This window comes from Erythrobacter sp. F6033 (assembly GCF_023016005.1).
Classification (GTDB): domain Bacteria; phylum Pseudomonadota; class Alphaproteobacteria; order Sphingomonadales; family Sphingomonadaceae; genus Erythrobacter.
Window position 1 is genome coordinate 1,976,028 of record NZ_JALKAZ010000001.1, and the last position, 24,849, is coordinate 2,000,876.

The window sequence follows — 24,849 nt, forward strand, 5'->3', positions numbered from 1 at the left end:
CTCTCTCCACAAACTGTATTTGGGTGGGAGGATACGGGTTTTGAGCCGCCAGTCTAGCGAGTCTATAAAGTTAGCAAACCAGCCCGCGAACGGGGTGTTTCAAGACCAGCGACCCGATGCGCGTGAGCGGGGCTCTCTTACGATCAACCAGATGATTAATCCCAGCGGCCCGGCCATGAATGTTGCCAGCAGGATCGGGGCCTGTAGCCAGCGCGAAAAGAACTTCGCATCGGCATCGCGCGCGATCCAGATACCGACAAACAAATCGAATGCGAGGTAATGCGTCCATCCGATTGTCACACCGACATCGCTGACAAAAATGGATCGAACGCCTTCGATTGTGGTGAAGTCCGCCCCGCCCTCGCCTGCGGGGATAAAGCCGCCCAGCACGCTGATCAGAAGCACGGAATAGATCAGACAAAGCAGCCCGACACCAAGATAAAGGATAGCCGAGAGCAAAGCAGGCCAGCGCGGCAACGCAATCAATCCGACCCACGCGATGAGCGCCATGATGTTCACCGCGCTAAAGACAAAGCTCCAATCCATTATTCTGTCTCGTCTTTCTCGGCTTTCGCGCGCCACTCTCTCGCAGCGCGTTTCATCGCATCATTGTCATGAGTGAAGCGCCCGGCTGCGCGCCGCATCGCCAGACCCAACGCCGCCTGAGCAACGATATCGGCGTCGATCGAGTGGTACATTTCATAACTGGAAGGCAGCAATGGCTCGATAAGAGGTGCGACCGTCATCGCTACCTTCTCAGCAAAGCGGAAATCGCCTTCGCGCGCACCTCGCAGCAGGCCGGGGCGCAGGATATCAAGCCGCTTGAAACCGACTTTGGAAACGAGGTCCTCGGTCTCCGCTTTCACTTGCATGTAAAAGGATTTTGACTGGCGGCTGGCGCCGGCCGCGCTGACCAAAACCATATTGACCACACCCGCCGCCTTGGCCGCTTCGGCTGTCTGCAGGATCAGGTCCTGATCGACGGCCCGAAACGCTTCTTCGTCGCGGCCCGCTTTCTTCCAGGTGGTGCCAAGCGCACAGATGAGCGAGCGCGGTTTAAGGTCCTCAAAAACGTCGCCCCACTTGTCTGGATCAGCCACGAACATTTCCATCCGCGCGCCTTCCGGCAGTGTGGACTCGCGTCGCGCAATTCCGACGATGCGGGCGTGATCCCCCGCGCTCGAAATCTGGATAACGCGGCGACCGATCAATCCGGTCGCGCCGACCATGGCAATACGTTCGGGGCCCTTCTGGCCCATCGTGCGCCGCTGCGGGCTTCTGGTGCGCTGGTTAGACATTGCTCAGCCCCTCGGGACGCTCACCGTAAATGCGCTCGCACGCCTGAATCGCGAAACGGTCGCTCATTCCAGCGATGAAATCCGCAATAACCCGCGAACGCTGCGGGTCATGCTGGGGCAGACGATCATGCCAGTCTTCCGGCATCAGCTTCGCATCTTGGGAATAAGCGGCAAACAGGCGCGCGATCACGTCGCGAGCCCGCTCTGCCGCGCTAACCTGCTCAGGATGGTAATACAGCTTCTTATACATAAACGCTTTCAGCGTCCGCTCATGCTGCGCCATTTCGGGTGAGAACCCGGCAAGCTGGCGACCAGCGGCGCGCACTTCGGCGACCGACGCAAAGCCCTTCACTTGCGCCGATGTATGCTCGATAACATCATTGACCATCAGCCCGATCTGGTCCCGCACCAGCTCGCGAAGCAGCCGGTCTCTTGGTGCATTCGGAAAACGTTTTTCAACCGCCCGCCATTGCTGTTCGAGGAACGGCAGCTCCATCAGATCATCAAGGTCGAGAAAGCCCGCGCGCAGGCCATCATCAATATCATGATTGTCATAGGCGATATCGTCAGACACCGCCGCGATTTGCGCCTCGAGTGATGCATAGCTGCCGAGATCAAGCGGGAAGTCGGCGTCGAGCTCTGCCAAAGCCCAGTTTGGCGCGTTCACCGGACCATTATGCTTGGCGAGGCCCTCGAGCAGGTCCCAAGTCAGATTGAGCCCATCATTTTCAGGATACGGATTGTCGATCCGCATCACTGTACGGAGCGCCTGAGCGTTGTGGCAGAAACCGCCATGGCGCTGCATCGCATCCGATAGTGCGGCCTCTCCCGCATGGCCGAAGGGCGGGTGACCAAGGTCATGAGCAAGGCACAGCGCCTCGGTCAGATCTTCATCCAGCCCCAGCGTCCGCGCGAGAACCCGCCCGATCTGAGCCACTTCGAGGCTGTGTGTAAGGCGGGTGCGGTAATGGTCGCCATCAGGCGCGATAAACACCTGCGTCTTCGACTTCAGTCGGCGAAAGCTCATCGAATGAATGATGCGGTCACGATCGCGTTGAAACTCGCTACGCGGCCCGCGGGTCTCACCGCCGTTTTCTATCTCACCAGCACGGCGCTGCGGCCTGAATTCACGCCCGCCATGGCTCGTCGGGTCTGCTGCATAAGGCGCACGGTTCATCACCCAACCCGATTAGGTGACGATCCTCCTCCGCTCAACGGGAACAGATCGGCAACGTCGTGGGATTGCCGTGGACAGCGCCCGCTCTATCGAGATCGCGCCGAGTTCAAATTCTAGCGGGTAAGAGAAGTGGGGCTGTTTTCCGGGTGCATTGGGGGGGTGGAAAACAGCCCCAGGACCTCTGTCATAGCGACCCGAGGACCCGGATTTTGTACATAAAATGCCAAATCCTTGCCCGAGCCTCTAAATGAGGTGACCAATACAGCAAAGTAAAATGTTGCAACGCGGTGCGGGATTACGACGGGCGGAGTTTTGAGCGGACGGGTCAGACTTTCGGTCAGATTACTCTGACTGCAAAATCCAATCCGCTGCGGCTTCGCAGTGCGTGCGCGTGGAATCGAACACCGGCAGGACATTGGCATTCACATCGACAACCAGATTGAGCTCGGTGCAAGCCAGCACGATCGCCTCTGCGCCTTCCTGCTCTTTGTTGGTGATGATCGTCTTGAGCTTGCGCTCTGCATCGCGGCTCGCCTTGCCGATCATGAGCTCATCATAAATGATCCCATGCAGCGTTTCGACATTGGCCATGTCTGGCGGCGACAAATCAATACCATGGGCGATCAGCCGCTTACGATAGAAACTCTCCGTCATGACGTTGCGAGTGCCGATGAGTGCGGCCTTCTTGTGCCCCGCTCGTTTAATCGCGAGCGCGACAGGGTCCGCGATGTGAAGGATTGGAATATCAACCGCTGCAGCGACATCATCATACACTTTGTGCATTGAATTCGCGGCGATAATCAGTGCGCCTGCTCCGGCATCTTCGAGCCGCTTTGCACTTTCCGAAAGCACCTCTGAGGCGCGTTTCCAATCTTGCTCTTCGCGCAGGCCATAGAGCTGACAGAAATCAACGCTTTCGATGAGCAAAGGGGCGCTGGCCATAGGAGACGAACGTTTCTGAATGATCCGGTTGATCCGGTCATAATAAATACCGGTCGACACCCAGCTCATGCCGCCGATCATTCCCAGTTTGCGCAAAAGCTGTTCCTTAAGTCCCGAGTTTCAAACGGAGCCTTAGCGGGGAAGTTGATGAAGCGTCTAGCCTAGGTCTGTGTCCAGCCTTTATTCTGCTGATCCCAACTCGGCCAGCCAAGCCCGCACATCTGCAATGGTTTCAGCGGGCACTTCTTTTTGCGGAAGGTGACCGATCCCGTTGTAAACGACCAGCTTGCTGTTGGGCATCGTCGCATCCAGCCATTCGCCAGCAGCAAGCGGGATAAGCCTGTCTTCGTCGCCCCATTGGATCAGTGTTGGCAAAGTGATCGCCGCGACCTGTTCATTCGACAACGGCTCACGTTCGACCGAAAAACGCGCCATGGTCGCGCCCCGGTTGCCCGGATAGCGAAGCAATTCCCAATACCGATCGATCATCGCATCATCGACGACGGACTGCACCGAAACCGATTGCTCAAGGCTCTGCGCGATCAGGCTGCGCGGTGTGATCTGTCCAGCGATCTTGTTGATCCCGGGTGTCATGGCGATGGTGAAACCGATATTGCCGCTATCGTCATCATCTTTGTGATCCTGCGGGATCGCCCCGCCGCTTGCGTCGACAAGCACCAGACCGGTCAACCGCTCAGGGTAGGTCGAGGCAAAGGCGAGTGCATGCTTTCCGCCCATCGAATTGCCGCCGAGCACGAATTGTTCGGCACCGACGGCATCGGCCACTTCGCGAATATCCTCGACATAGTTTGCGCGGGTGTAGTCTCCGTCTGCATCAGGGCCGGTAAGACCATGCCCTACCTGGTCAAACCGGATCACACGGTATGTGTCTGACAGACCGGCCGCCCATTCATCCCAAGTGTGCAAGTCAGAATTGGACCCGTGAAGCAGGATGATCGTAGGCGCATCGCGCGGCCCTTCATCACGCAAATGGACCGTCACGCCATCGCCGATTTCAACGAATTGCGAAGGCTCGCTGCCGTATTTGGCGCGCATCTCACCCGCATCCGTATCCGGTGTGCGGAACACTAGGAATAGAATGACAAGCAGCGCGACGAGCACTGCCAGAATTCGAATAAACCACTTCATGATGCAGGCATTTCCTCAATCCACTTGCGAACCACCGCGATTCCATCTGGATCGTTAGTGGATCGGCCCAATTCCGGCATTGCGATACCCGCCTCGGTCGAACTCATTCGATAAACGAGAATAGACGCATCTGGATCGCCAGGAGCGATCGATACCGCATGGCCGCCCGCCCCGCGACCCGCCGCAACGGGCGGCTTGCGAATTCCGATCTGGCTCGGGTCATCCTGTTCCCAACGCAGATCGAGGCCCGAATTGGATGCTCCGCCACCGGGCTGATGACAATGTGCGCAATTCACATCGAGATAGGCTCTCGCCAGCGCATCGGTTTCGAAATCATCGGCACGCGTCCAGACTGGCAGAGCATCGGCGCCCGTAGGAACAGACTGCAATTGCCCGTCATTTGCCATCATCGTCAGCCAGCCATGATCCAGATTTCGCGCCTTCGGGCCGATCGGAATGACTTCACCGTCCTTACTATGACAAGTCTTGCACTGGTTCTTGTTCGGGATCCTGTAGCTAATCTCTTCGCCATCAGGCCGCGTCATCGGGATGCGCGCACCAGCAAGAGCGAGCTTCGCATCGGTCTGGTCTTCGTTCCAGCGGTAGGGCAGCGCGATCCAACCGTCCGCGCGGTGAAGCAACACCCGCGTTTCGATCAGCTTGCGATCATCGCCATCTCCGAATGCAAACGTCTTGATGATCGCGCTTCCGACCGGAAAATCGAGTAGGCCTTCGTCCTCACCCGAGAGCGAAGTGCCTTCCGGTAGATAGACAAACCGCAGCTTATCCGCGCCGTCCGAATAAAGCGGCGTGTTCAGTTCATAGCTGGTGACGTGGTAGTTTGGCTGCTGATCTGCGGCATCAAGGAAGAAGCCATATTGCGACAATGCGCGCGGCATTCCCTCCATGACCGCTTCATCATTGACCGCAGGCTCGTCGATCACTGTCGCATTTACAGTGATCGACCCAGCCAGTGCCGCCGCCGCGGTTGAAAAGATCAGCAGCGCTTTCTTCACTGGATGCGCGCTTCCATTTCAGCCGGCAGTTCAACCGGAGTGAAGGTCACTTTCGTGACCATCGGAGACGGCGGAAGCAGTTGCGGCTGAGCCTCTGCGAAAGGCTGGCCCACTTTTGTGAGGCCAAGCGATACAACCGGGACAGCATCCATCTTGTTGAGGTTGCGATGCAATCCATCGGTCAATACCGGCGGCAATGCGCCACCCATTGCGGCTGCCATCATGTCGCCGCCCGCGAAATCAGGTGCGCTTCCGCCTGAGCCATAGACATTGCCGCTTAGGACAACGTCGACTGGGCGCGGCTCATAGCGATCATCGTCAAAAGCTTGAGTGTAGGCGACCATCATCACGTGCGATGTAGAATTGTTGATCAACGCGTTGTCGCGCACATGCACGCCCTTATTCGCCATGATCATCACTCCGGTCCCTGCAGGAACGCTCGCGACGATATTGCCTTCGGGTGCGAAGTTGTCGGTGTTGTTGTCGATCACAGCATTGCGCGCGACCAGAACGTCGCCGCCGCCGACTTTGGGTAGGCCGGGCAGGTCAAAGACAAGGATACCGCCTGTGTTCTTAGTCGTCAGGTTTTCGGTGACTTCGGCGCGGTTGCTGTTCTCAATCTCGATCCCGGCGACGTTTTCAACCACGCGGTTGCGGCGCACGATGATGTTCTCTGATTGGCCAACATAGATGCCAGCGTCGGACGCACCACGCACATAGCTATCCTGCACGAGGATGTTCGACGCCTCGACCGGATAGATACCATAGGCACCGTTGCTTGCATCAGGGCCGTTGGTCCATTCAACCCGCAGCGCGTGATAAACGATCTGGTCCGCGCCCTTGGATTTGATCCCGTCACCCTTGGCGTTCTCAACCGCGAAATCGCGCAGCGTCACATTGTCCGATGTGACCAGCAGCCCCTCGCCCGATCCGGCCTGATTTGTGAAATCGAGGATTGAGGCGTTCATGCCTGCGCCTCGCAAGGTAACGCCATCTACGTCGAGGCTCAGTCCGTCAGTAAGCGTGTATCGACCCGCTTCTAGAACAACCTCGTCCCCGGGTTCGGCGAGGATCAGAGCTTCTTGCAACCGCTCCTGAGCGCCTTCACCCGGCGAAATCGTGTGCGTTTCGGCAAGAATTGGCGCGGCGCTGCACAGCGCGAGCGCGGCTACTGTCATTCTGATCATACTGGTATCTCCCATCCCGGCCAACACTTTGCCGCATAAGGGGGAGAATTGGCAAGCCCGCTAAAGCGGGAGCGCATTCAGCAGGCTTTCCGAGCCGCAACGTGCGCCAACAACAGCGAGTTGCTGCACAGCCTCGTCATCATCCACACGGCGCAGACGCTTGAGTGCTTCGGAGAAGTTTCGGGGCACACGCGCCTCGCCCTCTTCCGGAGCCAGCCGCTCAAGCTTGGTCAGCTGTGAAATCGAAAGACGTTCGGTCAGTTTGGGCGCCATGCATTCGGCCATCGGCAGGGGGACACCGTTGAGCAAGAGCGCGTCTTCAACGCGTTCTTCGGTCACCTGATTCAGCAGCCCTCCATCGCGGAAGACATACCAGCCGCCAACAGCCAAAAGCACGATTGCGAGGAGAATTGCTGTCAAACGCATAGGGTGTGTCTTCGTTGTTTCCGCCATGGGCCTTTAATCGAGTGCTTTGTTGATCTCTTCAACCATCTTTTTGGCATCGGAGAGCAGCATCATGGTTTGGTCCATATAGAACACATCGTTGTCGACACCGGCGTAGCCGACGCCTCCCATTGAGCGTTTAATGAAGAACACCTGCTTGGCCTTGTCCACGTCAAACACGGGCATGCCGTAGATCGGCGAGGATTTGTCCGTTTTCGCCGCAGGGTTCACCACGTCATTCGCGCCGATGATGAAGGCAACATCAGCCTGCGCGAATTCGGAGTTGATATCCTCCAGCTCGAAGACTTTGTCATATTCAACGCTGGCTTCGGCAAGCAGCACGTTCATGTGGCCCGGCATCCGGCCCGCGACCGGGTGAATGGCGTATTTGACTTCGACACCTTTGGCTTCGAGCAAGTCGGCCATTTCACGCAATGCGTGCTGCGCCTGAGCCACGGCCATGCCGTAGCCTGGGATGATGATAACCTTCTCGGCCTGTTCCAGCATAAAGGCTGCATCGTCTGCGCTGCCTTGCTTATATGGGCGCTGTTCGCGCGCTTCGCCGTCTCCAGCACCGCCCGCATCCGCGCCAAAGCCGCCAGCGATCACGCTAATGAAGCTGCGGTTCATGGCCTTACACATAATGTAAGACAGGATTGCGCCGGACGAGCCGACCAGTGCGCCGGTAATGATCATCGCGCTGTTGCCCAGCGTGAAGCCCATCGCCGCCGCGGCCCAGCCGGAATAGCTGTTCAACATCGACACAACCACCGGCATATCCGCCCCGCCGATCGGGATGATCAGGAGGAAGCCGATGATGAAGGCAAGCACGGTGATCCCGATGATCAGATAGCCTTCGCCCGCACCGCCGTCTGGCGACATTGCGTATATACCGATCATAGCCAAAATTGCGGTGAGCGTGCCCAGATTGATGACATGGCGCATCGGCAAAAGGATCGGTGACCCGCTCATTTTGCCCGAAAGTTTCAGGAAGGCGATGACCGAGCCAGAGAATGTGATCGCACCAATCGCGATACCAAGGCCAAGCTCAATCCGGCTGACCAACAGGATCTGGTCATTCGCATCCGTGATCCCGAAACTTGCCGGATCAAGCCACGCAGCAAGGCCCACGACAACCGCCGCCAAACCGACGAGCGAGTGAAAGCCCGCGACCAGTTCCGGCATGGAGGTCATCGCGATCTTGCGAGCAACCGTTACGCCGATAATCGCGCCAATTGCGATTGCAACGAGAACGTAGACTCCGCTTTCAAGCGCTTGGAACCCGGTCTCGTAATTGCCGGAATCCGAAGTAAAAACTGCATCCAGTGAAATCGCAAGTGTTGTGAACACCGCGATCAGCATACCGATAATGCCGTTGCGGTTGCCCGCTCGGCTGGTCGCGGGGCTTGATAGCCCGCGCAATGCGAGGATGAAGAACACGCCCGCGACAAGATAGGCGAGCATCGCCCATGCCGGGGTGCCGGCTGCGCCTTCGCCTGCTGCGCGAGCGGGGGCTGCAAGCAGCATCGTCATTCCCGCGAAAGCGGGAATCCAGAGCGGTAAACGCCGCTCCGCAACGGCATGGATTCCCGCTTTCGCGGGAATGACGAAGTTAGAGAAGAGAGAAGCCATTATTACTTCTCCTTTTTCTTGTACATAGCGAGCATCCGCTCTGTCACGGCAAAGCCGCCAAAGATGTTCACGCTCGCGAGAACAACCCCGAACAGGCCAAGATATTTGGCAGCCGGGCTGCCAGCCTCGGCCGCCGCAATCAGCGCGCCGACAATAATCACAGAGGAAATCGCGTTGGTCACAGCCATCAAAGGCGTGTGCAACGCAGGCGTAACCGACCAGACCACATAATAGCCGACGAAACACGCCAGCACGAAAATCGATAGGATTGAGATAAAGTCCATTATTTTTCCTGTCCGGCTTGCCGCTCAACGAGCGCATCCATTCGATCCAGCACACTGTTAGCAACAGAGATTTCGAGTTTCTCGCGCTCCAATGTCTCGGGGGCCTCGGGTTCGGGGCACGCGATATCTACGAGCGACATCTGATAGTTATAATCCGCCAACGCGATATCCATATCAATCTTCTGGCGCGCCTCGGTCAGGCTTTCAACGAACGCTGCGTATCTCTCAAGCACCGGGTCCATAGCAGGCGAGGTGCCACACGGATTAAACACCATAGGGATCACGATGGACGCTTCAGCGCGCAGCTGTGCACCCTTGCGAATATCCTCAAGAGAATAGGGGTAGTCGAGATTGTTACCCAAATGCGCATTCGCCGAAACCGTGGTCGCAGCGGCGGTAGCAAGAACAAGGCTTGCGGTGAGCGCCCTCACCCCTTCAACCTCTCACTGACCACTTCGCCGCCCTTTGTCAGGCGGATGGCATCGCCGATCTCTTCATCGAGTTCGGGCTTGCCTGCTTCCATGTCCCAGAACGCGCTGAGGAAGTTGAAGTGGTTGCGCGCGAACAGGGCCGATGCGTCGGCGGCAAGATGCGCGGGTGTGTTGGCATAGCCGATGATCTTGACGCCGTGTTTCTCGACGACTTCGTCTGGCTTGGAGCCTTCGACATTGCCCCCTTGCGCCACTGCGAGATCGAAGATCACGCTGCCCGGCTTCATTGTCGCGATCTGCGCATCGGTAACCAGCACGGGCGCGGCGCGCCCGGGGATCAGAGCGGTAGTGATAACGATGTCTTGCTTGGCGATATGCTCGGAAACAAGCTTGGCCTGAGCGGCCTTGTATTCGTTGCTCATCTCGGTGGCGTAGCCGCCGGAGCCTTCGCCCTCGATACCCGCGACCTCTTCAACAAAGATTGCTTTGGCGCCGAGGCTTTGAATCTGTTCTTTCGTGGCGGACCGCACATCGGTCGCCGAAACCTGAGCGCCCAAACGCTTGGCCGTGGCAATCGCCTGAAGCCCGGCAACGCCGACCCCCATGATAAAGCAACGCGCGGCCTGAACGGTGCCTGCGGCCGTCATCATCATCGGAAATGCGCGTCCGTAGACGTCAGCCGAATGAATCACCGATTTGTATCCAGCGAGGTTGGACTGGCTCGAAAGAACATCCATCGATTGCGCGCGGGTAATCCGCGGCATAAATTCCATCGAAAGCGCTTCGAAACCGGCCTTCGCATAGGCCTCGACCAACTCGCCCTTCGCAAACGGATCAAACAAAGCAGCCACCCACGCGCCTGCTTTGGCGCCTTTGAGCATCGCGACTTCCGGCGCCTGAATGCCCAAAACAATGTCCGCATCCTTCACCGTCTTTTTCGCATCGGCGATGGTCGCACCGGCTTCGGTATAGGCCTCGTCGGTAATCGCTGCGCTCACGCCAGCTCCCGCTTCAACAGCGAATTCATTGCCGAGGGCGATGAATTTCTTGACGGTTTCGGGCGAGGCGGCAACGCGGGTTTCCCCGGCTGCGCGTTCTTTCAGGACAGCGATTTTCACGTTATTTTATCTGCCTTTATTCGGCGATCAGCATGATGACAAACAGAGTAATCACCGCGATTAGAGGCACTGTCCATTTCAGCGAGCTGATGAAGCCGCTGTAAGTCTGTTTTGCGTCGTCCATATCATTTGTAGCCATAGCCAAGATACTCCGGTTTCGTCCTTAACGTTGAACCCGACGGAAAGTCGCCGGAATGTTGAACTGTTCCCGTATCGCGGCGAGCGGTTTCACTCAAGCCCGCCTGCATTTTGAACCCAAAAACTCACCAAATCTGCAAAAATGCCGATCCGATGCGTCAGCCTTAATATCGTCTTTACCCCGCGTGCCTATGGAGGATCGACGTTTCACCCTGGGACGATTGCCAGGGAGGGTAGAGGACACGCGGCGAACCTATGGCGGATATCGACTCGCGCCTTGAAGCACAGCCAGACGATGGCCGGGACGATTCCGGCGAAATGCGTCTGGTCATGCTCATTGATGATGAACCGGCGCAAAGTCGGTTGATCTCGGCCATCGCATCGCGCGAAGGCTGGCGCACGATTGTGGCCAGCGACCCCGAAACTGCGATTGCCATGCTGGGCACCCGCGAAGGGATGCAGCTTTCCGCTATTCTGCTCGACCAATGGGTTCCCGGTGATGATGCCTGCTCGTTGATTGCAGAGTTGAAAGAGCGCCGTCCGGCCCTGCCCATCCTGATGCTGACAACGAGCGCATCTCCGCTGCTCGCTGTTGAGGCGATGCGGGCGGGCGCGAGCGATTATCTGGTCAAGCCAGTCTCGCCAGACCGTTTGATGGAGGCCCTGCGCACCGTCACCACACGCGAAACACCGCGCGATGAGCTCGCTCCGCTGACCGAGAAAATGTCGGCGACGCTCGATTTCGATGCAATGATCGGCACCGCGCCAAAATTCCGCACCGCCCTTGCCCAAGCGGCGAAGGCAGCGCGCGGTCATGGCCATGCCGTGATCGAAGGCGAGCCCGGAACGGGCAAGGAAATGCTGATGCGGGCGATGCACGCAGCCAGTCCCCGCGCCAAAGAATCTCTTCGGATTATCAATGTCGGAAGTGTCCCGCCGAACTCGATAGAATCTGTTCTGTTCGGCCATGAACCCAACGCATTCCCGGGAGCATTCGATCGCCAGATCGGAGCGCTGCAGCATTGCGATGGTGGCACTCTGGTGCTTGATGAGGTCGACCGCCTGACGCCCGAGCTTCAAGCCCGACTTTTGGAAGCTTTCGAAAGCGGAATTGTCCGCCCTGTCGGCGCGACGCATGGCTTCCGAGTTGATGTGCGCATTCTGTGCGCGAGCAATTTCGGATTGAAACCGCTGGTAGAAACCGGGCACTTTGATTCCAAGCTCGCAGACAAGCTTGGTGCAACGCGAATTGCGCTGCCTCCACTGCGCGAGCGTACCGGCGATATCCCGGCCCTCGCCCGCCATTTCCTTGGCCGTATTGGCGATCAGCCCGGCTTGAAACACCTATCAGTATCGGAAAGCGCGCTCGCGCTGCTGTCAGCCTATGAATGGCCGGGCAATGTCCGCCAACTGCAATCTGTGTTGTTCCGCGCGGCCGTTTACTGCGAAGGCCAAACTTTGGCTGCCGATAGCTTCCCGCAACTCTCGGAAATGCTCGGTGAAGTTGCTAGCGATCCTCTATCCAGCGTCCATGAAGGCGTCGGCGTGATGCTTTACACTGAAGACGGCAATCTGCGCCCTCTCGAAGAAATCGAAGCAGACGTGATCCGCCTCGCCATCGGGCACTACCGCGGGCGTATGACAGAGGTCGCACGACGCCTCGGCATTGGTCGTTCGACACTGTATCGCAAACTGTCAGATCTCGGGATCGACAACGCTGCTTGATCGGAAAGCTGCTTGCGCCTAGCGCGGCAGACATGACTGATATTCAAGATTTCAAAGGCCGCACTGCTCTTGTCACAGGCGCAGGTTCCGGCATTGGCGCTGCTTGCGCAAAAGCACTGGCTGCGCGCGGCGCCGCCAAGCTAATCCTCGTCGATGTGAGCGAAACGGGGATGAGCGCGCTCGATCTCGATTGCGATGTCGAAATGGTCGTCGGAAGTGTCGCTGATGAAGCGCTTTGGACTGCTCTTGAGCCCAAACTCACCGGACTAGACCATGCCATCGCCAATGCCGGTGTTGGCGGGCACGGACAGATTGCCGCGCTCGACTTTGCCGAATGGCGGCGTGTTATGGACGTCAATCTCGATGGCGTGTTCCTAACCATGCGCGCGGCGATGCGGGCCATGAAGAAATCTGGCGGAAGCGCCGTGATCACATCCAGCTCGACCGGAACGAAACCCATCGCCGGCATCGGCCCTTATGGCGTCGCAAAAGCGGCGGTTTCGCACCTGACGCGGATCGCAGCGCTTGAAGGCGCACCGAATAATATCCGCGTCAACGCCATCGCGCCGGGCGGCGTCGACACCGCCATCTGGGAAAGCTCTGACGACTTTAAGCGCTCCGTTGAGGCATCAGGCCGCGACGCGACGATCAAGAATATGGCCAGCACAACGCCTTTGGGGCGCTTCGCAACGTCCGAAGAGATCGCGGGCACTATCCTTTACATGCTGTCCGATGCCGGATCGAACTTGACCGGGCACATCATGATTTCGGACGGCGGGTTTACGCTTTAGACACTACCAAGAGACCGTTTCGGTCACGCGCACTTCACCTTGGCTGCCGCGCATGCTCATGGTGAAGGTCTTCGCGTCCCAATCAATATCGACAAGACCGAAATTCTCTTCGGAAATGAAATCTGTCAGACGCTTGGGATCAGGCTCGCGCGCCGTGTTCCGCTCGGTGGAAGAGAACGAATAGTTCAGCGAGGAACTGGTCAGCTCCCATAGTTGCTCTCCGCCAGCAGCCTCGGGCGTATCGGCATAGATGCCGCCCGCATGGCGATCCCCGGAAAGCATCACCAACCCGCTATCTTCGCGGGCAGCAAGCAATCCGTAGAGCTTTTCACGCTGCAGCGGCAGCGCCTCCCAGCTTTCGTAATCGTGCGCGTCGGTGATCACCTGAATAGAGGAAACCAGGATGCGCAAATCAGCGGGTTTGGCGAGCTCCTGCTCCAGCCATTTCCACTGCGCATCACCCAGCATCGTTTTCGAGGCATCATCGCTTGGCACATACGGCCCGAGCGGCGGACGCTCGGGCGTGTATTCCATCCGGTCCAGATCAGAACGGAAGAAACGAGTGTCGAGCATAATCACCTGAGTAACCTTGCCATCGGCCCCGAAAGTCCGGCTTTCATAGATGCCCGGACGCGATTGGACTTCTTTGGAAGCACCCCAGAAGGTTTCGAACAAAGTCTCAGACCATTTGCGGAACGCAAAGTTCGCGCCGGCATCATTCGCGCCGTAATCGTGATCATCCCACGTGATCATCATGGGAACCTTAGTGCGGAAATCGGTGAGTTCCGGTGTCTCAGCCTGCTGTTGGTATGCCATCCGCAAACTTGTCAGCGCAGCGTCTCCGTTCCAGCCACTATCGCCGTAATTGTTGTCGCCGATAAACAAGAACAGGTCGGGATTGGTCGCCGCGATCTGCGCCCACATATGCTGGCTGCGCGACTGATGATTGCAACTGCCAAAGGCGAGGCGCGTAATCGTCGCATCCGGTGCAAGCGACACATTGGCTGGCGCAACCGGCAGGTCAATCCGCTTTTCAAGCTTGGCGTAATACGCATCCAGCAAGTCTTCGGCATACATCGGCACGTGGCCGTCATTGTGCTTATGCTTGCCGTGGTCATCGGCCATCAATGGCGCGGCGCAAAGGCCTGCGACGGCGGCGGAAAGTGCGAGAAGCGAAAGACGGCGCATAATTGGCGTTCCCAGTCATGTAGAATCTGTTGCGGGCATTGCCCGATCCAGATGACGGTATTGCGACTGCTGCGCCTAGTCCATCGGCAATTGCGCAAAATCTGTTAGCGCTGCGTCGCGCATTCCGCGCCAGACATTGCGCGCTTGCACAGTCTGTTTGACGTCATGCACACGCAGCATATGGATGCCCGCGTCCATCCCTTTCATGGCGAGCGCGATAGAACCGCCAAGCCGTTGATGCGCAGCCTCCTCGTTGGAAAGCGCGCCAATCATCCGCTTGCGACTGACGCCCAGAAGCAGCGGTGAACCCAGCGCGTGGAAGAGCGGCAGCGCATTGATAAGAGCAAGGTTATCGGCAAGCGTTTTGCCAAAACCTATTCCCGGATCGAGCATAATCCGCTCTTCGGAAACACCGCCAGCGATCGCGCGATCACGCGCATGTCTAAGAAAGTCGAACACCTCGCTCACAACATCGGTGTATTCGCCGCCTTCATGCAGGTCCTCGCCAGTTCCGGGAGCATGCATAAGGATGACGGGGCATTTCGAGTTTGCTGCCAACTCTGACATGCGTGGATCGTAGCGCAGAGCCGATACGTCATTCGCCATATGTGCGCCCGCCTGCAGGGCCGCTTCGAGAACGCCCGCGCGGCGTGTATCGACGCTGATCGCGGCGCCCATGCTTTTGCAATATTCTACGGCTGGCAGGACGCGTTCTTTTTCGTCCCCTTCCCATGTAGCCGCTGCGCCCGGCCTCGTGCTTTCACCGCCGATGTCGATAATCGCGGCGCCAGCTTCCAGCATTTCCGCCGCATGCGCGCGGCCCGCGTCAGGCTTTTCGAGGAAGTCGCCGCCGTCGCTAAAACTGTCTGGCGTAACATTAAGCACACCCATGATTTGCGGCTGATCCAAACGGATTGTGCGTTCGCCAAGTTGGATCGGCGCGTGAATTTTCTGCAGGTTGGTCCACTGCCGACGCGCTTCCAATTCCAGACTTCCTTCAAGTCCGGCGAGCGCCTCTTCAAACCCTTTTGCGCCGAACAGCCGGCGGTCAGTCGCCACGCCATTCTCACGAAGGACCAATGCAAAACGACTGGAATAGACCATTGTCCCAGCCAACCGGATGGCCGCACCGTCTTCAGCTTGCGGACCAGAGGCGAAGCCGATGGGGTGAAGATAAACGCTGGCACTCATTCGGCGGCTCCTGTGAATTCGGGTGGTGCGGCTTTAGCGCTGTTGGTTCTAAGTGGACAGCGCAAGACATCAGGTTTTCACAGCCCAAAAAAAGGGGCCACACATTTCTGCGAGGCCCCTTAAATGCAGTGTCAGGTATCAGAGTTTCAGCCGCCAAAGTTGAAGCGAATACCAGCTGAAACGACTGACTGTGACGATTCGACGCCCAGCGTCGCCGGAACAACAGCAAGCGGAATATCCGCGTCTTCGGTTGTGTCGCGCCAAGTGTACTGGCCAAACAACTCGACGCTATCGCTGACTTCGTAGCTCGCGCCAGCCATCAGCTGATACGCAAACGCACCATCATCGTCTTCGCCAACCGCTACGCCGGATGGGCTGTAATCGACATCCACCCACTGGTAACCGACGCCGCCGCCGACATAGGGTTTGAGAGCGGATCCGGTATCAATGTCATAAAAGACGTTACCGAACAGGCCGAAATTCGACACTTGGCCCTGACCGTCAGCGATAACCGCGCCGACGGTAGGGTTGGCGGCATCTGCCGCTCCGCGCGTGAGGACTGCGACATCAACGGCGTCGATGTCGGTACCGCCTACGGTCAGGCCGCTATGCGTGCCTACGCCATATTCAGAATAGGCAGCCTCGGCCTCGACCCGAAATCCGTTTTCGAACGCATAGCCGACTTGGCCCGACAAAGCGTAGCCTGTGTCGAATTCAGTGTTCCAAGCCAATTCTGTACCAGCAGGAATCTCATCGAAATCTGCTGTGGCGGGCACGGATTCGTCGAATTCACCTGAATTCGTGCTGTCTTCGGGCAAAGCGACACCGCCGCTAATGCTGACATAAGGGCCATCGGCAAGAGCTGCGCTGGGGAACGCAACCAAAGCCGCGCAGGCGACGGGGGTGAGAGAAATTTTATTGATATATTTCATGTCTTTCCTCGTACATTTTGCCTCGCGCATTCGGGGGATGAGCGCGAGATCAAAGGATTTACGAGGATTCTACATGAACAGTTTCAGGCTGTTTCGGTCAGCCGTGCGAAGAAAACGATAGTGAGCCCCACTCAGCGACGGAGTGTTGCTGTTGCCCGTTGAAATTTGCGCGGATGTTCAGTCTTCGTTGGCGAGCAGATGCATTTGCCGCGCGTGATCGACAGGCTTCACATCGCCGCCAATTTCATAGTGCCAGAAAGTCCAGCCATTGCAGCTAGGGGCATCTTGCAGCTCCTTGCCCAAACCATGGATCGAACCGGCCTTGCCCTGATGATCAAGCGAACCGTCGGCGCGAACGGTCGCGATCCAGCGGCGTTTCTTGTCAAAAACCTGCGTTCCGGGCGCGATCGCTCCGGTTTCAACCAGCGTCCCGAATGCAACACGCGGAGCGGATTTCTTGCTCTGCATTGTCTTCAATGCGCTTTCATCCAGCGGCAGTTCTTTCTCGATGCGTTTGTAGGCAACGCCGCGGTAGAAATCTTCGCGCTCGCAGCCGATCCAATCGCGGCCCAGACGTTTGGCAACCGCACCGGTCGTGCCAGTGCCAAAGAATGGATCGAGGACAACGTCACCCTTCTCAGTGGTCGCGAGCAGCACACGATACAGCAAAGCTTCGGGTTTCTGCGTCGGATGCGCCTTCTTGCCATCTTCCTTCAAGCGCTCACCGCCTGAACAGATCGGAAGCACCCAATCGCTGCGCATCTGAATTTCATCATTCAGCGTTTTCATAGCGCGATAGTTGAAGTGATAACGCGCCTTTTCGCCCTGGCTCGCCCAGATCATCGTTTCATGCGCGTTGGTGAAACGGGTTCCTTTGAAATTCGGCATTGGGTTCGTCTTGCGCCACACAACATCGTTGAGGATCCAGAAACCCAAATCCTGCAGGATCGCGCCAACGCGGAAGATGTTGTGGTAACTGCCGATCACCCAGAGCGCGCCATCGGGTTTCAGCACCCGGCGCGCCTCGGTTAGCCAAGCGCGGGTAAATTCATCATAGATTTTGAAGCTGTCGAACTGGTCCCAGTGATCGGTGACCGCATCGACTTCGCTGCCATCGGGGCGGTTGAGATCGCCGCCCAATTGCAGATTGTACGGAGGATCAGCAAAAACGCAGTCGATGGAATTGTCAGGCAGCGAACGCATGGCTTCGATGCAATCGCCGTCAAGGATTTGGCCAAGCGGCAAAAGCGCGCGCACGTCCTCTGCGGACGGTTTGACTGTGCGTTTGGCCCGCACTTTCGCTGTTTCGATGACACCCACGGCGCAATTCCCTGCTTTTTCGAACCCAAAGTTATCCACAGGGTGAGTCCTCAGGTCACACCCGTCAAGCAAAGATTCTGAAGAGTCATGGTTAACGAACGGTAAAGACGCACAAATCTGGCGCGGAACGAAACGTGATCACCACAAGATGTTGAGTCCAAGTGTTAAGAACGGACTCGATATGGAGGGTGTGGCGCGGAGGACTCGGCTCGCAAACTTAATTGAAAACGAGCACCACATTGGCGGCAAAAGCCGCGACCAGAACAGCGCCAAGAACACGTCCGATGCTCTTCGCCTTCCACAGCAATGCCAGCAAGATTAGCGCGCTTGCTGTAAGAAGCGCCATCTGCAGACCCGCCAGTTCAAACGGAGCCGCTTGCGGTGCGAGCGTCATAGTGGCCCCGCCAATCAGCAGAATGTTGTAGATGTTCGATCCCACGACATTGCCGATGGCCAGCGCCGATTTGCCGCGCAAAGCCGCCGCGATTGATGCGGCGAGTTCAGGCAGTGACGTGCCCACTGCAACCACCGTCAAACCGATAACCGTCTCAGGCACTTTGAAGATGGTCGCGAGGCTGATCGCCCCCGTTACCAGCGCGTTGCCGCCAGCAACCAATATGCCGAGACCAACAACGAAGAGCAGACCCGCAAGCCAGCCTTTGCTTGGCGCATCATCTTCCATGTCCTCACCGGCATTGGCACCGGGATGGCGGTATCGCCATACGATGTAGGCGAGAATACCGCCCAGCAGAACAAGACCGATCCATCGGCCGCCCATCTGGGACGCGATCAGGGCCCAAAGTAACAGCGTCACCCCCAATGCCACGACAGCGTCTCGCCTGCCGGTTCCGATCAATACGATCGGCGTAACAAGAGCAGACACACCCAAAATCAAAAGCGTGTTTGCGAGGTTCGACCCGACGATATTGCCCCATGCGATTTCTGGCGATCCCGCAAGTGCGGCCTGAACGCTCGCCACCATTTCCGGCATCGACGTAGCAAAGCCGACAATGACTAAGCCGGTGAATAGCGTCGACACGCCAAGCTTTTGCGCAATGCCCACTGCACCGCGGACAAGCAGTTCGCCCCCAATGGCTAGGCCGACCAATCCGGCAAGACTTAGAAGAATCGCATTTAACATGCTGGGCGCTTAGGGCACGGCGCGACTATATCAAAGTGGCTTGCGCAACTGGAGCAAAGCTTTTCCGGTGCAATGCTGTCGGGCCATGCAGGCGCAGTGCTTCCATATGCTCCGCTGTTCCATACCCTTTGTTACGTTCCCAGCCATAATGCGGGTGTTCTTGCGCCGCTTCAATCATCATCCGATCACGCCATTCCTTTGCAATGATCGATGCCGCGCTGATCGCTGGTTCGATACCGTCCCCGCCAACGATCGCTCGCGCGGGCCACCGCCAAGCGGGCCTGCGCCCTTCCGGAGTCATGTTTCCGTCGATCAAAACCGAGCATTCGCCGCCCACTTCGGCCGCCAAATCAGCTACGCAGCGCGTCATCGCTTCCATCGTTGCCTGAAAGATATTGAGCCGGTCGATATCCTCCGGATCGACCACCGCAACCGCCCAACTGCAGCTTTCGCGTATCTCTTTGTCGAGAACACCGCGCCGTTTGGCAGATAGTTTCTTGGAATCGTTCAGACCTTTGGGTACGACTTCGCCCAGAACCACCGCCGCCGCCACAACTGGCCCAGCGAGCGGCCCTCGTCCGGCTTCGTCGACCCCTATGACGTATTGGCGGGCACCGATTTCACTTTTGGGAGTTATCAAACCCATGACCTATATTTCCAAAGCTCCGCTCATCCTTTCGCTCTCCACCCTCGCGCTCGCAAGCTGCGCGAACGCCGAAGCGGGGGATAGTGCTGAAACTGCCTCTGCCGAAGTTGCCATGAACATTGAACCGATGGGCGAGTTTGATCGCCCTTGGGCAATCGAGTTCATTCCCGGGTCCGACACGCTGGCGATCACCGAGAAAGCCGGCACACTGAAGCTGATGAAAACAGGCACCGGCGAAACGACGACCGTTAGCGGTGTTCCCGAAGTCGATTATGGCGGCCAAGGTGGTTTCGGCGACGTGGCCTTCCTCCCTTCAGAAGCCAACCGTGAAGACGGCCGCACGATCTATCTCAGCTGGGCCGAAGCGGGCGCGAACGATACGCGCGGAGCCGCTGTCGGCCGCGGCATGTTGGTCTGCAACGACGAAACCGACGCCTGCGCGATCAACGATCTGGAAGTCATCTGGCGTCAGGCAGACAAAGTGACCGGTAAAGGCCATTATTCGCACCGCATCTCCTTCTCGCCGGATGAAAAATACATGTTCATCGCCAGCGGTGACCGGCAGAAACTTGAACCGGCGCAAGACACAACAAACACTTTGGGCAGCATCGTGCGGCTCAACCTTGATGGAGCGCCGGCTGCGGGCAACCCGATGGCGGATCAAGGCGGCGTAACCGCTGAAATCTGGTCATATGGTCACCGCAATATCCTCGGCATGGATTGGGATGCACAGGGTCGTCTTTGGGACATGGAGCATGGCCCGGCGGGTGGTGACGAGCTGAACCTTGTCAAAGCAGGCGCTAATTACGGTTGGCCCACCCGCTCATACGGCAAGCACTATAACGGCGATCCGATCACAGATCACAGCGCTGATGATGGTTTTTCAAAGCCTGCCATCCACTGGACACCTGTAATCGCGCCAGGCGACATGATTTTCTACACTGGCGATATGTTCGCAGCGTGGAAGGGTGATGCTCTGATTGCAGGCCTAAGCAGCCAAGCAATTGTGCGCGTCACTATCGACGGCGAAAAGGCAACCGAGACCGGACGCTATGCCTTTGACGGACGCCTCCGTTCAATCGATCAGGCACCAGATGGCAGCATCTGGGTCGCTGAAGACGGACCAGAGGGTAGAATTCTTAAAGTGTCGGCCCAGTAATTCTTGTTGGGAAGTTCGCTCGAAAGCGACTAACGCGCCCGGAATGAGCGCCAACACTGCCACTCTCATCCCGCTTTCGGCGGTCGACCCTGCGATGATCGAGGAACTGCTTGATCGCGCATTCGGCCCTGATCGGCACGCCCGCACAGCGTACCGCATCCGTGCTGGCATGGAGTGGCTGGAAGCGTTGAGTTTTGCCGCGCTGGATGATCAAGAAATGCTGGTCGCGACGATCCAATGCTGGCCAATCGCTTTGATAAGCGACGACGGAAAACCCGTGCCGCTTGTAATGGTCGGCCCGGTGGCCGTGTTGCCTGAACGCCAAGGCGAAGGGTTCGGTATGGGCTTGATGGCGGCAATGCTGGACGCAGAAGCGCGGATGGCGGCGGACGGATCGCCCAGCTTCCCGCAGGTTCTGATCGGCGATGCCGACTATTATGGCCGCTGGGGCTTTAATGCGAATGCAACAGGCGGTTGGCGCTGCCCGGGTCCATACGAACAAGACCGCTTGCTCGCCCGCGGCCCTGCGCTTTCCATGATGCCGAAAGACGGGATCCTTGGTCCGTGGAATCCTGAAGGCGGCATTGTCGGTAAAGACTAGATCGTTAGTAAGCAGTTGCGCGTTTCTCCACTTCACGGGAACGCGGTGTTCTGGCATCGCGTTATGCGAATATGCCTTATGAACCTCCCCCCTATCTAGCCGAACTTACGCTAGCCCAAATCGCCGAGCAGGTTGAGCAACGTAAACTCCCCCCTGTCGAGGGGTGGGCTCCGCAGCAGATCGGTGAAAGCGAAATGCGGATTGCCGCCGATGGCACATGGTTTCACGAAGGTGATCCGATCCGGCGACCCGCAATGGTGCGTGCATTTTCGGGTCTGCTGACGCGAGATGACGCGGCCCAGCATTGGCTGGCAACACCATTTGAAAAACTCAGCATTGAAGTCGATGACGCGGCCTTTGTGGCCGTGGACTGCGTGATGCGAGACGGCGAGATTGCGTTTCGGCTCAACACAGATGAGCTAGTCGTGGCTGGTCCGGATAATGCCATCCGGGCCGCTGGAGACCCTGAAACTCCGGCAATTTATCTGCACGTGCGCCGAGGCTGCGAAGCGCGCCTAAACCGTTCGACTTATGAACAACTCGTCCAAATCGCGATTGATACCAGCGGCGATGATCTGACCAAAGGCCTGATGGTAACCAGCCAGGGCGCGATCTTCTCTCTGCTACCCTAGCCCGGAATGACCGACCTTTACGATCAGCTTTCTGCTTTGCATGAAGAAGGGCATGCGCGTGATATCGCCGACCTATTGTCAGATGCGCACTTTGCCGATGGCCGCGCGACGCCAGCCGCTGTCCTGATCGCCGTGACCGAGCGCGAGGCGCCGGGCATCTTGCTGACCCAGCGCCCCAACGCCATGCGCGATCACCCTGGCCAAGTTGCCTTTCCCGGTGGCAAAATAGACCCCGGAGAAGACGCCATCACCGCCGCCGTGCGTGAAGCCAATGAGGAGCTTGCGCTGCCAAGCGATCAAGTCCGCGTTATCGGTACGAGTGATCTCTATCAGACAGGAACCGGCTTTGCCGTGACACCGGTGCTGGCCGTGGTTCCGCCTGACCTCGAATTGACGCCTAACCCCGATGAAGTCGAAGCATGGTTCGAAGCCCCGCTTGCGCTCTTGCTTGATAAGAGTAACTGGACCGTCAATGAAGTGTTCTGGAAGGGGGCGAACCGGCGCTATCTGGAAATGGATTACGAAGGTTTCAGAATTTGGGGCGTTACAGCGGCAATCCTCGCGAACCTTTCGCGGCGGATTGATTGGGAGCGCTTGAAATGAGCGCATCTGGACTGCCCGGAACCCTAGCAAACGCGGACTGGCCCAACCGCAAGGGGCTCCGTGTGCTCACACGCGCTCTGGGTGCGGAGAACATCCGCTGGGTCGGCGGCGCAGTGCGCGATACGTTGCTGGACGTGGGTGTTCACGATGTCGACTGCGCGACAACCCACCCGCCTGATGAAGTGATGGATCGCTGCGCCATGGCAGGCATCCGCACCGTTCCGACCGGAATTGACCACGGAACCATCACGGCGGTTCTGGAAGACGGGCCGGTTGAAATCACGACCCTGCGGCATGATGTTTCAACGGATGGCCGCCGCGCAACAGTCGCCTTTGCCAACGATTGGCGTGAAGATGCTGCGCGGCGCGATTTCACAATCAATGCGCTCTACGCCCATCCGGAAACTCTGGAGATTTCAGACTATTTCGGCGGACTCGACGATCTTGCCGCGCGCCGTGTTCGCTTTATCGGTGATGCGCGCGAACGTATCGCTGAGGATCATCTTCGCATTTTGCGCTATTACCGGTTTCAGGCTCGCTTTGGTGCGGCATTGGACAATGAAGCCGAAGAAGCCTGCGCCGAGCTTGCCGGAACGCTGAAGGGGCTGAGCCGTGAGCGAGTGGCGGAAGAACTGCTGAAACTGCTTTCGCTGCCTGATCCGGGTGAGACAGTCGAGCGGATGTTTAATCACGCGGTCCTGCGGGTTATTTTGCCAGAAGCAAGCCTGCGCAATGTCGAAATCATGCGTGAAGTGATTGACCGCGAAGCTGCACAAGGTTTTGCGCCTGATCCTTTGCGACGTCTGTCTGCACTTCTGCCGCCCTCACCTGATGTCGCAGGCGATGTTGCGGCGCGCCTACGCCTGTCGAGAGCCCAGCGGGCCGTACTAGTCGGGGTGGCTTCGCGCCTTGGCAGTGACGCTGAAGCTCCCAAGGCGCTGGCCTACAACGAAGGCAACGCGATTGCGGTTCACCGATTGCTGCTTGCAGGAGCCGATGCCGCCGCAATCCGGGACTGGGCGGCACCGACACTTCCGCTCAAAGGCGGTGCAATCGTTCAGCGCGGCGTTGCCGCCGGTCCGGAAGTGGCGCGGATACTCCAAACGGTCGAGCAGCGTTGGGTTGCGGAGGGTTTCCCCGGTGAGGCTCGTGTTCAAGAGATATTGAACGAAGAACTGCCAGAAGCTTGACGTTTGCGTTAAGCGTTCCTTCACTCGCGGGCTGTCATTAACGTTCGTAAGCGAGGTGCTTGCCACTTTGCCTGACCCTGATTAGGGGAACTCACGTGCGTTTTGGGCATTGGTCTGATGCGTGCATTCACCGCTTTTGGCGTTACATTGCTGGTCCGTTTTTCGGGCCACACCGCCATGTATGCGTGCGCTGCCCTCTCCCCCCGTGGCGGCCACCTGACTAGAAGAACTGACGGAGAGAATACCACATGAAGTTTGCAAAGCTGGCCATCGTTGCCACTGCTATCGCCGCGACCCCGATTGCCGCCCACGCACAAGATGCGGGCACAACCGTCTTCGGCAATGACGATGCACCAATCGGCACCGTTGAAAGCAATGAAGGCGGCATCGTAACCGTCGACACTGGCGCTCACAAGGCACCGCTGCCCGCCAATCTTCTGGCCGAGCGCGAAGGCAAATGGACCGTCAACGCGACCAAGGCACAGATCGATGGTATGATGGCTGCACAAAAAGCCGAAGCTGATGCGAAACGTGACGCCGCTCTTGTCGAAGGCGCGGCAGTTGTCAGCGCAGACGGCCAGCCTGCTGGTACCGTTTACACCGTCGACAGCGAAGGCACCGTAATCATTAGGCGCGAAGGCGGCATTATGACGCTGACCAAAGACACTATGGCCGTCGACGCGAATGGCGCTCTTATGGCGCTCTACTCGCTCGAACAGATCGCAGCGAACACTGTCGAAGTGCCCGAAGGCGCCGAAATCCTGACACCAGCGCAAGCCGCTGAAAAGCAGGCCGCCGCCGCTGCAGAGCGTGACAACGGACCGACTGGCCGTCTCAACATGTAATCCGATCGCTCAATGAGCGAACAAACAGGGCCGCGATCTCATGCTAGAGATCGCGGCCCTTTTGTATTC

27 protein-coding genes are annotated in these 24,849 nt (G+C 58.0%); 8 read left to right on the plus strand and 19 right to left on the minus strand.

Annotation, left to right across the window (positions count from 1 at the left end):
• Positions 1-99: 99 nt before the first annotated feature.
• From MWU39_RS09470 to MWU39_RS14555, 13 genes are all read right to left on the minus strand, one after another.
• Entirely contained in the window at positions 100-546 is a 447-nt protein-coding gene (locus MWU39_RS09470) for an ABA4-like family protein (RefSeq protein WP_247159745.1), read from the minus strand.
• The gene (locus MWU39_RS09475; protein ID WP_247159746.1) at positions 546-1,298 is read right to left on the minus strand and encodes an NAD(P)H-binding protein; all 753 of its coding nucleotides are present in this window, start codon (positions 1,296-1,298) and stop codon (positions 546-548) included. Before MWU39_RS09475 ends, MWU39_RS09470 begins: the two co-directional genes overlap by 1 nt.
• The gene (locus tag MWU39_RS09480) at positions 1,291-2,475 is read right to left on the minus strand and encodes a deoxyguanosinetriphosphate triphosphohydrolase (RefSeq protein WP_247159747.1); all 1,185 of its coding nucleotides are present in this window, start codon (positions 2,473-2,475) and stop codon (positions 1,291-1,293) included. Before MWU39_RS09480 ends, MWU39_RS09475 begins: the two co-directional genes overlap by 8 nt.
• Positions 2,476-2,817: 342 nt before the next feature.
• Positions 2,818-3,513, minus strand: coding sequence for an amino acid racemase (locus MWU39_RS09485; RefSeq protein ID WP_247159748.1), 696 nt, complete (start codon positions 3,511-3,513; stop codon positions 2,818-2,820).
• Between the two features lie 84 nt (positions 3,514-3,597).
• Positions 3,598-4,566, minus strand: coding sequence for an alpha/beta hydrolase (locus tag MWU39_RS09490; protein ID WP_247159749.1), 969 nt, complete (start codon positions 4,564-4,566; stop codon positions 3,598-3,600).
• The gene (locus MWU39_RS09495) at positions 4,563-5,582 is read right to left on the minus strand and encodes an SO2930 family diheme c-type cytochrome (RefSeq protein ID WP_247159750.1); all 1,020 of its coding nucleotides are present in this window, start codon (positions 5,580-5,582) and stop codon (positions 4,563-4,565) included. The genes MWU39_RS09490 and MWU39_RS09495 overlap by 4 nt, the downstream gene beginning before the upstream one ends.
• Positions 5,579-6,769 carry a parallel beta-helix domain-containing protein gene (locus MWU39_RS09500; protein WP_247159751.1) on the minus strand — a complete coding sequence of 397 codons (1,191 nt, stop codon included), beginning with the start codon at positions 6,767-6,769 and terminating at the stop codon, positions 5,579-5,581. Before MWU39_RS09500 ends, MWU39_RS09495 begins: the two co-directional genes overlap by 4 nt.
• A 60-nt stretch (positions 6,770-6,829) precedes the next feature.
• Complete coding sequence (locus MWU39_RS09505; RefSeq protein WP_247159752.1) at positions 6,830-7,195, minus strand: hypothetical protein; 366 nt, start codon at positions 7,193-7,195, stop codon at positions 6,830-6,832.
• Between the two features lie 33 nt (positions 7,196-7,228).
• The gene (locus tag MWU39_RS09510; protein WP_247160354.1) at positions 7,229-8,677 is read right to left on the minus strand and encodes an NAD(P)(+) transhydrogenase (Re/Si-specific) subunit beta; all 1,449 of its coding nucleotides are present in this window, start codon (positions 8,675-8,677) and stop codon (positions 7,229-7,231) included.
• 170 nt (positions 8,678-8,847) lie between these two features.
• On the minus strand, positions 8,848-9,129 hold the full coding sequence (locus MWU39_RS09515) for a proton-translocating transhydrogenase family protein (RefSeq protein ID WP_247159753.1): 282 nt from the start codon (positions 9,127-9,129) through the stop codon (positions 8,848-8,850).
• Positions 9,129-9,560 carry a hypothetical protein gene (locus MWU39_RS09520; protein ID WP_247159754.1) on the minus strand — a complete coding sequence of 144 codons (432 nt, stop codon included), beginning with the start codon at positions 9,558-9,560 and terminating at the stop codon, positions 9,129-9,131. Before MWU39_RS09520 ends, MWU39_RS09515 begins: the two co-directional genes overlap by 1 nt.
• A complete protein-coding gene (locus MWU39_RS09525; protein ID WP_247159755.1) occupies positions 9,557-10,678 on the minus strand; it encodes an NAD(P) transhydrogenase subunit alpha in 1,122 nt (373 codons plus the stop codon). Before MWU39_RS09525 ends, MWU39_RS09520 begins: the two co-directional genes overlap by 4 nt.
• Before the next feature lie 16 nt (positions 10,679-10,694).
• A complete protein-coding gene (locus MWU39_RS14555; protein ID WP_281501098.1) occupies positions 10,695-10,817 on the minus strand; it encodes a hypothetical protein in 123 nt (40 codons plus the stop codon).
• 317 nt (positions 10,818-11,134) lie between these two features.
• Between MWU39_RS14555 and MWU39_RS09530 the strand changes: the two genes are divergently transcribed.
• Both MWU39_RS09530 and MWU39_RS09535 read left to right on the plus strand, forming a co-directional pair.
• The gene (locus MWU39_RS09530) at positions 11,135-12,541 is read left to right on the plus strand and encodes a sigma-54 dependent transcriptional regulator (RefSeq protein ID WP_247160355.1); all 1,407 of its coding nucleotides are present in this window, start codon (positions 11,135-11,137) and stop codon (positions 12,539-12,541) included.
• Between the two features lie 32 nt (positions 12,542-12,573).
• Complete coding sequence (locus MWU39_RS09535; protein WP_247159756.1) at positions 12,574-13,332, plus strand: SDR family oxidoreductase; 759 nt, start codon at positions 12,574-12,576, stop codon at positions 13,330-13,332.
• A gap of 3 nt (positions 13,333-13,335) precedes the next feature.
• Here the strand turns inward: MWU39_RS09535 and MWU39_RS09540 are convergent, their stop codons facing one another.
• From MWU39_RS09540 to MWU39_RS09565, 6 genes are all read right to left on the minus strand, one after another.
• On the minus strand, positions 13,336-14,520 hold the full coding sequence (locus MWU39_RS09540; protein ID WP_247159757.1) for an alkaline phosphatase D family protein: 1,185 nt from the start codon (positions 14,518-14,520) through the stop codon (positions 13,336-13,338).
• Positions 14,521-14,595: 75 nt separating this feature from the next.
• A complete protein-coding gene (folP, locus tag MWU39_RS09545; RefSeq protein ID WP_247159758.1) occupies positions 14,596-15,711 on the minus strand; it encodes a dihydropteroate synthase in 1,116 nt (371 codons plus the stop codon).
• 146 nt (positions 15,712-15,857) lie between these two features.
• The gene (locus MWU39_RS09550) at positions 15,858-16,643 is read right to left on the minus strand and encodes a P44/Msp2 family outer membrane protein (RefSeq protein ID WP_247159759.1); all 786 of its coding nucleotides are present in this window, start codon (positions 16,641-16,643) and stop codon (positions 15,858-15,860) included.
• Positions 16,644-16,820: 177 nt separating this feature from the next.
• Complete coding sequence (locus MWU39_RS09555; protein WP_348646395.1) at positions 16,821-17,939, minus strand: site-specific DNA-methyltransferase; 1,119 nt, start codon at positions 17,937-17,939, stop codon at positions 16,821-16,823.
• A gap of 241 nt (positions 17,940-18,180) precedes the next feature.
• Positions 18,181-19,104 carry a calcium/sodium antiporter gene (locus MWU39_RS09560; protein ID WP_247159760.1) on the minus strand — a complete coding sequence of 308 codons (924 nt, stop codon included), beginning with the start codon at positions 19,102-19,104 and terminating at the stop codon, positions 18,181-18,183.
• Positions 19,105-19,129: 25 nt separating this feature from the next.
• A complete protein-coding gene (locus MWU39_RS09565; protein WP_247159761.1) occupies positions 19,130-19,750 on the minus strand; it encodes a ribonuclease HII in 621 nt (206 codons plus the stop codon).
• Between MWU39_RS09565 and MWU39_RS09570 the strand changes: the two genes are divergently transcribed.
• The 6 genes from MWU39_RS09570 (at position 19,749) to MWU39_RS09595 (ending at position 24,780) form a co-directional block, all read left to right on the plus strand.
• Positions 19,749-20,909 carry a PQQ-dependent sugar dehydrogenase gene (locus tag MWU39_RS09570; RefSeq protein WP_247159762.1) on the plus strand — a complete coding sequence of 387 codons (1,161 nt, stop codon included), beginning with the start codon at positions 19,749-19,751 and terminating at the stop codon, positions 20,907-20,909. The two genes, MWU39_RS09565 and MWU39_RS09570, sit on opposite strands and share 2 nt — an antisense overlap.
• A 43-nt stretch (positions 20,910-20,952) precedes the next feature.
• Positions 20,953-21,510, plus strand: a complete 558-nt coding sequence (locus MWU39_RS09575; RefSeq protein ID WP_247159763.1) for an N-acetyltransferase — start codon at positions 20,953-20,955, stop codon at positions 21,508-21,510.
• Positions 21,511-21,581: 71 nt separating this feature from the next.
• Complete coding sequence (locus MWU39_RS09580) at positions 21,582-22,142, plus strand: DUF1285 domain-containing protein (protein WP_247159764.1); 561 nt, start codon at positions 21,582-21,584, stop codon at positions 22,140-22,142.
• 6 nt (positions 22,143-22,148) lie between these two features.
• Positions 22,149-22,745: a CoA pyrophosphatase gene (locus MWU39_RS09585; protein ID WP_247159765.1), complete on the plus strand. Its 597-nt coding sequence runs from the start codon at positions 22,149-22,151 to the stop codon at positions 22,743-22,745.
• Positions 22,742-23,935, plus strand: coding sequence for a CCA tRNA nucleotidyltransferase (locus MWU39_RS09590; protein ID WP_247159766.1), 1,194 nt, complete (start codon positions 22,742-22,744; stop codon positions 23,933-23,935). The genes MWU39_RS09585 and MWU39_RS09590 overlap by 4 nt, the downstream gene beginning before the upstream one ends.
• Before the next feature lie 248 nt (positions 23,936-24,183).
• On the plus strand, positions 24,184-24,780 hold the full coding sequence (locus tag MWU39_RS09595) for a hypothetical protein (RefSeq protein WP_247159767.1): 597 nt from the start codon (positions 24,184-24,186) through the stop codon (positions 24,778-24,780).
• Positions 24,781-24,849: the final 69 nt, after the last annotated feature.